Below are 4026 nucleotides of genomic sequence, written 5' to 3'. Positions count from 1 at the left end.
AAGCTGATTTAAATGGAGATGGCGAAATTGATTTTGAAGAGTTTATTGCCACTCAGACTTATGAATCGGCTCTGAAGATTTCGATCGCAGGCTTACGCAGTTTCAAAAAGATTTTACTTCAGTACCAGAAAGTCGCAAAGCTGACTGCCTGACACATCTGTGTGAAAAGCAAACAGATCAGGTTCTACACTTTAAAGACCGAATACGGGAAAACCAAATCTGGTCGTAGTAATCATGCTCAGCTTTATGGCTAGCAAAGCACGGTTGCGGATCTTTAGGTAACAACGGTACTGGCCTCAAGAGTTGCCTACCTTTATTGACTACTCCTTTGAGCCAGCGCAGACCAATTTTGAGATAGCTTAGACCTCGTTTCCAATGGGGATCTACCTGCCTCCTTCTGCCTTGAAGTTGAACAGCCATACCTTGGGTAGTAGCATAAAGTAAGGCCACGGCTGCCACTAAGTAGAGTCGTTCCAGCGCTTGTGCTGAGCGAATCCGAGAGTCCTCAAGTTCAAAGGCTCCTGATTTACTATCTAAAAATAGTTCTTCTACCTCAAACCGAAAACCGTATTGCCACAGTGTTTGTAAGGTGGGGGGCTCATCGGTGATCACCGCCCAGGGCTCCTTGACCCCTTTGACTTTAGCTAATACAAGGTTACAGCGATGCTCCCCATCTTGCCATAGACCGACATTATGATAAAAAAATGCCTCTCCTAATGGTGGCCACAGATAGCGGACTTCAATCGGATAGCGACGCGGACCATGCAGTAGTACATCACATGGCAGCCGTAGGCAGTAATGCCAACCGCTAGGAAGCAACCAACTCATCAGGTCATGATTAGCGAAACCTCGATCTGCTAAGAGCATGACATCGGGATGTTGACGCAATAGCCACCGGGCTCGGCGTAACAACGGTCTATAAGTTTCAAAGGCAACGGTAGAACTGCTATGTTCCCATACCTGCCATAGAAATGGCACAGCGCGTCCACAACAGATTACCGATAAATGAATCATGCAGTAACGATTCCACAGCACTGTAGTATCGAGAGCAATATATAGACGGTGAGACTGCCAGTCTTTTAAGGCCAGTAGCACTAGGGGAATATACAGCCGATTCACGCGAATCAGTCCATTGCCAAAAAATCGATGCCACCGGCGCTCAAAACTCTGGGCAAATTTTGCACGGCTTGGCACATAAGGTTCCCAGGCCGGAAGACTCAACTGACCACTACAGACTAAGGCGCTTACCATCCAGGCTAATGTTTTGAGATGACGCAGATCGCGGTAGCGGCTGTATTGACGCAAAAAGTTAAATAGCTGATTATAAAGTTGGGTAGAGTAAGACATGCTTGCTGTTGAGCTAGTTGTGTAGTGACTCTAGCGCAAGCCTATCACTCTGCCCCTTTTCTCGCAAACAACGTCATTGCCAGCTTTGAGCCACTTGTGTCAGGCAGCCAGGTCGCAAAGTTTTCCTCAATTGCCCTGATTGAAGTTGATTCTGAATTAGGAGCAGGAACGCGCGGTCAATCCATTGGAACTGCTGCCTTGAGAGAAGCTGCTATCCAAAAACAAGCGGCACGGATGCATGCCGATAATGGTGTGTTGAGTCTGGATAGTTTACGAGTACAAACCGAAAATTCGGCAGATGCTCTGGGACACAAACATCAATACGCCAAGTATATTGACAAGCTATATCAGGTGCTGAGCCGCACCACCGATGTAGTCGCTCAAACCCTAGAGGAGGGACTGTTTCCAGTGGTACTCGGTGGCGATCATTCAACGGCAGCAGGGACAATCGCCGGAATCAAAAAAGCCTTTCCGAATCATCGCCTGGGAGTGGTTTGGATTGATGCCCATGCCGATATTCACTCCCCCTATACCACTCCATCAGGCAATATGCATGGGATGCCTGTGGCCATGGCGACTGCTACTAATAATCTGGCCAAGCAAATCAATGATCTTGACTCAGACACTGTAGAACTGTGGAAGCTGTGCCAAAGATTGGGGCTGGCAGATGGCGCGAATTTTAGCATTGAGGATTTGGTTTATGTTGCGGTACGAGATACGGAAGAGGCAGAAGACCACTTGATTGAAACACACCACATTCTAAACATGACCACTGAGCACGTTCGTACCTTGGGTGCGGATGTCGTTGCCCAACGGTGTTTAGAGAAGCTAGAAGGGGTGGATCTGATTTACGTTACCTTTGACGTCGATAGTATGGACTCGACAATTTGTATGGGAACGGGAACCCCAGCTCCAAATGGGATTTTTGTCAAGGAAGCCTGTCTGCTCAACGAAACCTTGGTTAAAGATCCACGGGTGTGTTGTTGGGAAATCTGTGAAATTAATCCCCTGCTCGATACCCTCAACACCATGGTGGAAAACTCCCTGGGCATTTTTGAAACTGTAGTGGATGCCATTGCCAATCGCCTAGAAGTAACACCGAAAGTATAAGACCTGATCGTTATGCAAACCGCCGTATGCTGATAGCTGATAGCTGATAGCTGATAGCTGATAGCTGATAGCTGATAGCTGATAGCTGATAGCTGATAGCTGATAGCTGATAGCTGATAGCTGATAGCTTAGCTAATCGCTATCCACCAAAACAGTAACTGCTGCAACAGCAATCAGCATCTCATCATTTTTATCATTAAGTTCTGGAATCGCTCTGCCTTCAACCACCATTCCACCGGACTCAAGGGATAGAGTTTTCTGACCAAATGGGAGTACAGCCAGTACTTCATCTTCTCGGACTTGCTCTGGGTAAGGCACGGCGACTTGAACTTCAACTATCATTTGATTGGGATGCTCTAAACCAGCTACTTCCCAAACACCAGGCAAGGCATTGTGAGCAATAGCGTTGCGTACAGCTCTTGCTGCTGCTACGGTTGGGTCTTGACCGTGTTGGTCTACTCCCATTCCCATTTCGATAATTAAGCGTTTACGAACCATGGTGACTATATTCGCGATTATATTCAATGCGTAACCGTTGAATTGGGTCATCCTCCGATTCTGGGACAGTATCACGATGAATTTCGACTAAGCCCAATTCCTGAAAGTAAGCTAGTTCTGTATCTGACAACGGCCAAGGGGGACCATCCGGTTCAGTGTCGCTATCCCGAAATCGAGTGATCACTAAGAGGGTTCCTCCTGGGGCGAGTAAGGATGCGATCGCATTCATAACAATTGACCGAACCTTGAGGGGTAAGGCTTGGATATTACGACATTCAAAGACAAAATCAAATTTGTGATGCCATGCTGGATCTAAGGCGAATAAATCTGCCACTTGGTACTTGACCTGGGAATTGGGAAATCGTTTTTGGCACCATGCGATCGCAGTCGGGGAAATATCAAAGGCAGTTACTTGGAAACCCTGCTGCGCCAACGCTTCCGCATCATCCCCTAACCCACAACCAACTACTAGGGCAGAGCGACCCGACCCTTGGGGTGTATTCTGGTCTAACCAATCCTGTAGATAGGGATGGGGTGTATTACGCGCCCAAGGTATTTGCCCCGAATCCCCATTAGCTTCGGCATATAAAACCTCAAACCATTGAGATGGATTATCTTGGCGAATTGATTCCGATGCCAAGAGTTTAACCTTTTGCTGTAGTGTTTCGGGTTGTTGCTCGAACATAGGTCTGGGGTTGGTGTTGCTTCCTAATTTTATAGCACTACCGATTAAGCTGTTTTAGTTAACTTTTGCCTCTAGCATGCATGCCAATGCCATTGCGCGTAGCGCTATAACTGTTCAAATCTAAATCCCTGTCTGGTGAGAGAGATCAGGTTATAGCAGTCGCCAGGGCAGGCGCGGACATGACAAAAGTCTCAAACCTAAGTAAGCGCAAGAGTTTTACTTCTGACTTCTGACTTCTAACTTCTGACTTCTGCTATAGCAGTAACAACTTACCAATTAAGCCATTTGGCTGATTTTTGCAATGAGGGGTGACACCCCTCATTTACTCAGGTATATTTGAAATATAAGATGCACCCTGATGATCGAGAGAGTCAGTAACACGGCTC

Annotated in this window: 4 protein-coding genes; 1 reads left to right on the top strand and 3 read right to left on the bottom strand. The window is 46.9% G+C overall.

Annotated features, from left to right (window positions below; genetic code table 11):
• Positions 1-177: 177 nt before the first annotated feature.
• Positions 178-1347 carry a transposase gene (locus F6K57_RS38615; protein WP_293073890.1) on the bottom strand — a complete coding sequence of 390 codons (1170 nt, stop codon included), beginning with the start codon at positions 1345-1347 and terminating at the stop codon, positions 178-180.
• 96 nt (positions 1348-1443) lie between these two features.
• On the opposite strand from F6K57_RS38615, the gene F6K57_RS38610 reads away from it, so the two are divergent.
• The gene (locus F6K57_RS38610; RefSeq protein WP_293073887.1) at positions 1444-2457 is read left to right on the top strand and encodes an arginase; all 1014 of its coding nucleotides are present in this window, start codon (positions 1444-1446) and stop codon (positions 2455-2457) included.
• Positions 2458-2589: 132 nt separating this feature from the next.
• Here the strand turns inward: F6K57_RS38610 and F6K57_RS38605 are convergent, their stop codons facing one another.
• Positions 2590-2955, bottom strand: coding sequence for a Lin0512 family protein (locus tag F6K57_RS38605; protein WP_293073884.1), 366 nt, complete (start codon positions 2953-2955; stop codon positions 2590-2592).
• Positions 2945-3640, bottom strand: a complete 696-nt coding sequence (locus tag F6K57_RS38600; RefSeq protein ID WP_293073881.1) for a methyltransferase domain-containing protein — start codon at positions 3638-3640, stop codon at positions 2945-2947. The genes F6K57_RS38605 and F6K57_RS38600 overlap by 11 nt, the downstream gene beginning before the upstream one ends.
• Positions 3641-4026 lie beyond the last annotated feature (386 nt).

Origin of the sequence: Moorena sp. SIO4A5 (assembly GCF_010672005.1) — a bacterium.
Lineage (GTDB): Bacteria > Cyanobacteriota > Cyanobacteriia > Cyanobacteriales > Coleofasciculaceae > Moorena.
This window is presented reverse-complemented; position numbering and strand designations above follow the sequence as displayed.

Coding starts and splice junctions, on each gene's coding strand:
- F6K57_RS38615 (WP_293073890.1), bottom strand. CDS start 1,347: ATGTCTTACTCTACCCAACTTTATAATCAGCTATTTAACTTTTTGCGT.
- F6K57_RS38605 (WP_293073884.1), bottom strand. CDS start 2,955: ATGGTTCGTAAACGCTTAATTATCGAAATGGGAATGGGAGTAGACCAA.
- F6K57_RS38600 (WP_293073881.1), bottom strand. CDS start 3,640: ATGTTCGAGCAACAACCCGAAACACTACAGCAAAAGGTTAAACTCTTG.